Genomic DNA, 4,181 nt, shown 5'->3' on the forward strand with positions numbered 1-4,181 from the left:
ACACTGCTTACATTGATACTTTTGTTTAGCCTGCTTATTCATACCAAACTTGTATAGTTTATCAGAATTACAGCGTGGGCATTTTATATTAGTTTTGCTCATTGTTCTTCTCTCCTTTTTGAAGGGGGTATTATTTAGTATCGCAAACCTATTGTATTTCCTTGGGCTGAGAAGAGCAATGTTCATATAACTTAACAGATCGGATATAAACTTGGGGGGAAAATTATGAAATACGAAGTTATATTATTTGACGCAGATGAAACATTATTTGATTTTAAAAAATCAGAAAAAGAAGCTTTTAAAAATACAATGATTAAATTTGGCTTCGATTATGATGAAAATTATCACTTAAAAATATATCAAGAAATAAATTCAGCTATATGGAAAGAGTTCGAAGAAGGTCTTATTACTCAAGCAAAATTAAAGGTAGAAAGATTTAAAAGATTATCAGATAAATTAGGAGTAAGCTTTGATGAAAATGAATTTGCAAAATCATATATGGAACATTTAGCTGATGCATCCTTTTTATATGATGGTAGTGTAGAACTTTTAGAAGATATATCTAAATCACATAAGCTTTCTATAGTAACTAACGGACTTACTGCTGTTCAAGATAAGAGAATAAGAAAATCTACTGTAGCAAAATACTTTGATACTGTAGTTATTTCTGAGGAAATATTAATATCAAAACCAAATCCAGAAATCTTTGAACATACTTTAAAAACTATAAATCATTCTGATAAATCAAAAGTTTTAATGGTTGGAGATAGCTTAACTTCAGATATACAAGGTGGAATAAACTTTGGTATAGATACTTGCTGGTATAATCCAAAAAAATTAGAAAACAAAACTTCAATAAAACCTACATACGAAGTTTCTAGCTTTGATGAATTAAAAGAAATATTGATTAATTCATAAACAGTTTTAATTACATAAAAAGACTTATGCAAAATTAAATGCATAAGTCTTTTATAATATTATTGTCTATATCCACTTCCAGCTCCAGTTAGAGCTTTTATTTCATGAAGATTAAGATTTCTACTATTATTTAATACTTCATTGATTTTATGGCTCTTATGACTGCAAGCCTCAGCTATATCATTACTAATATTATTTATTACATCAACTATATTGCTATGTTTATGTCCATTTCCTGCACCAGTTTGCGCCTTTATTTGATGAAGATTAACTTTACCTTTTATATTTGTTACTACATCATATATTTTTTCACTTTTATGATTAGTAGTAGTTACAGGAATAGTATCAATAGTTGTGCTATTATATCCATTTCCAATACCAGTCATAGCCTTTATTTCATGTAAGTTTAGCCCTCTTCCATTTTCATTAATAACTTCGTAAATCTTTCTTATCTTATTGTTTCTCATTTAAAATTCCTCCTAAAATATAAAGCTTTTTTATTTAATCAATTCAGTTTAATTTCATATTTCTTTTATACTAATATATACAAGAGTTATTTTTACTTTAGGGACCTTTTCAGCTGAAAGCCAAAATTTTATTATTTATTTTTAATTAATAATTACTAAAAAAAATTGTTAATTTTCTAAAACTATTTTCATATAATGACTTTGTATTATAGTTGATACATTTAGGAGGCAAGTAATGTATAAAATTGAAATTAAAGAATTAGGAGAAAATAAAGTCAGCCTTTGTGAAACAATAAAATATCTTCAATATAATGAACTATATAATTTAGTAAAACCGTACTTAAATATTGAACATTTATCATTTTCCATTAGAAATGATTGCCCTGATGGTCGTGAATGGGGCTTTATATATGCAGGTGATACGATTGTTGGAGAAATCAAAATAACTAAATTATTTAAGTAAAAATAAACCTAACACTACAGTATACAAACTATAGTGCTAGGCTTTTAGTCATTTATTAATTTTCTCTAGCTTTAAAAAAATCATCTATCTTCACTGCACCTTCTAATACTTCTCTTTCCACATATAAGGTTCTATCTTCCCTTGTCATCATACTCCATTTAACTAAGCTAATTGAGCCCTTCTCAATTTCTATTGCCGTAATACACCTAGGATGAACGCAACTTCCATCATTAAAATACATTACTTCTCCAACTTTAGGAAAGCTTGGCCTATGTGTATGACCAGCTATTAACATTTTATTTTCTTCTTCTGCCCATTTTATTAAATGTTGTTCTATTTTATCTTTACGCTTGTAGTTTTCCCCAGCTCTTGTAGGATCTTTAACTCCCCAAAGTTCTAATGGTCTCCATAAATACCTCACTAAAAATCTACCTAATTTCCAAGCTATATCATTAATAAACTCTCCCTGATGCCCATGAACAATAAATATTCTATTACTATTATTGCTATCTTCTAAAATCAATCCCTCATAGACCTGCATTGAAGGAAATAACGGACAAACTTTTTTTCTTGTCTCGCAATAATACTCACTACAATTTCTATTGAACAATTTCTCATTTTTCTTTTCTATATCATGATTTCCATAAATCATATATAACCTGTTTTCATTATAAAACTTAGACATCAACCAAAATGAATTGCTATGAATCTTTACTATCTCTTTCATAGATCTATTTTCCCAGAGCTCGTCCCCATCTCCTACTTCAATATACGTAAATCCACCTTCGTAATAATAGTTTAATGCTGCCCAGAAAAGATGTTGATTAGATATGAAATTATCACCCCAGTTTCCAATTCCTCTATGACAATCACTCATCATAACAAACTTAGAGTTACAATCATAAGGAATAACTTTAGCTGATTCATAAGCTTTTGATAAACTCTCAAAGGTTCCCATCCTATCACCTCTACTATTTATCTAAAAAATCTTGTATATCTCTATAAAGATTTTCTAATTTTTTAGCTTTCTTATCATTAGCAAGAAGTTTAAATAATATTGTATAATAACTTCTTAAGAAATCAATCTTATCAATTGCACGTGTAAAATCTTTAGTTACCCAATTAAACAAATTACAATAAAATCTATTGAGTAATTGAATACATCCTACCATAAACTTACTATATTTCTGTGGTTGCTTAGTTTTAGGAGATGTAAAAACTAATTTAACCATTCTGCCATTAACCTTAATATCATTAGCTTTATATCCAGCATAATAAAGTCCATCAATAAAGGCTCTTTGCATATCTAAATATGGGAAAGTAATTTCAATTTTTAGAGATAATTCCTCTGGTTTAGAAAATAATCCTACATCAAACCCTGTTAACCACCAGTGTCTTTCTTCTCTTTCTATTATTTGATTGTCATTTTTCTTTAAGATATACTTCATCTGCAAAAGATATTTATCTGATACACTTTCATAAAAAGTTCCTGTGAAAACATCTGGTATATCTACATCCTTTTTGCCTGTTGCATATACTCCAACTTCTCCACCAGTTGTCATACCATATTGTCCTTTCCAAAACTCAATAAGCCACCTTTTTCCTCCATACTCAAAATAAATAGGTTCACAATCTATAATCATATTTAATGAAGGTGCTAATTCATCATAAAGACTACAATAACCTAACTTTCTTTGTGGTGGATGAAGGCTTGAATAAACAATGTCTTGCTCTATATCAAATAAGAAACCATATATTTCCAGAGCATCATTTATATCTTTTAACTTTTCTTCGTCAGTTCTTCCCTTTACTTTTTCTATAGCAGCTTTTCTACGTCTCCACTTCCAAAAGAGAAGTAATATCATTATTGATAAAACTGACATACAAATTGCAAGTATAATCGAATTATCCATTTGATATATCCCCTTTAAATTAATATATTTCTACAATATTTTATTCTGTTATACCATTATTGGTGAAATAATTTTATTATTGTAAAGAAACTTAAATAATAATAAAAAGAAGCTTAACACTTAGTTAGGTAATATTAGTGTTAAACTTCTATAAATTCGTAAATATATTTTTATGGGGTAAGTATTATTTATTAACTATTTTATATTTTTATAATAAGTTACTTGTATATACTTTAGGTATAAAATTTAATAAATTCTATTAATAACTATAAATTTCTAATAATTATTACTTAAATATATTATCTTATTTTTATCCTATGCTACTTATTATACAGTTATCCATATCAGTATTAAGTTAATTTTTATTTATATTATAAATAATTTAATTAAATAAGTTATATAGGATAAAAATAAGATACT

Annotated in this window: 6 protein-coding genes; 2 read left to right on the plus strand and 4 right to left on the minus strand. The window is 27.2% G+C overall.

Annotation, left to right across the window (positions count from 1 at the left end; genetic code table 11):
• The coding region (locus H8S10_RS17710; protein WP_347707662.1) for an IS1 family transposase at window positions 1–102 on the minus strand (102 nt) is incomplete at its 3' end.
• 123 nt (window positions 103–225) lie between these two features.
• Between H8S10_RS17710 and H8S10_RS17715 the strand changes: the two genes are divergently transcribed.
• Window positions 226–918 (plus strand): YjjG family noncanonical pyrimidine nucleotidase, encoded by a 693-nt coding sequence (locus tag H8S10_RS17715; RefSeq protein ID WP_186839733.1) that lies wholly within the window; start codon window positions 226–228, stop codon window positions 916–918.
• 59 nt (window positions 919–977) lie between these two features.
• On the opposite strand, the gene H8S10_RS17720 is transcribed toward H8S10_RS17715, so the two are convergent.
• Entirely contained in the window at window positions 978–1,385 is a 408-nt protein-coding gene (locus tag H8S10_RS17720) for a hypothetical protein (protein ID WP_055267864.1), read from the minus strand.
• A 235-nt stretch (window positions 1,386–1,620) separates the two neighbouring features.
• Between H8S10_RS17720 and H8S10_RS17725 the strand changes: the two genes are divergently transcribed.
• Window positions 1,621–1,848, plus strand: coding sequence for a hypothetical protein (locus H8S10_RS17725; RefSeq protein ID WP_055267866.1), 228 nt, complete (start codon window positions 1,621–1,623; stop codon window positions 1,846–1,848).
• A 55-nt stretch (window positions 1,849–1,903) separates the two neighbouring features.
• Here the strand turns inward: H8S10_RS17725 and H8S10_RS17730 are convergent, their stop codons facing one another.
• Together H8S10_RS17730 and H8S10_RS17735 are read right to left on the minus strand one after the other, a co-directional pair.
• On the minus strand, window positions 1,904–2,806 hold the full coding sequence (locus tag H8S10_RS17730; RefSeq protein ID WP_055267868.1) for a metallophosphoesterase: 903 nt from the start codon (window positions 2,804–2,806) through the stop codon (window positions 1,904–1,906).
• Window positions 2,807–2,819: 13 nt separating this feature from the next.
• Window positions 2,820–3,761, minus strand: coding sequence for a DUF4474 domain-containing protein (locus tag H8S10_RS17735; RefSeq protein ID WP_186839734.1), 942 nt, complete (start codon window positions 3,759–3,761; stop codon window positions 2,820–2,822).
• Window positions 3,762–4,181 lie beyond the last annotated feature (420 nt).

The organism is Clostridium sp. NSJ-49 (genome assembly GCF_014287725.1).
GTDB classification, from domain to species: domain Bacteria; phylum Bacillota; class Clostridia; order Clostridiales; family Clostridiaceae; genus Clostridium; species Clostridium disporicum_B.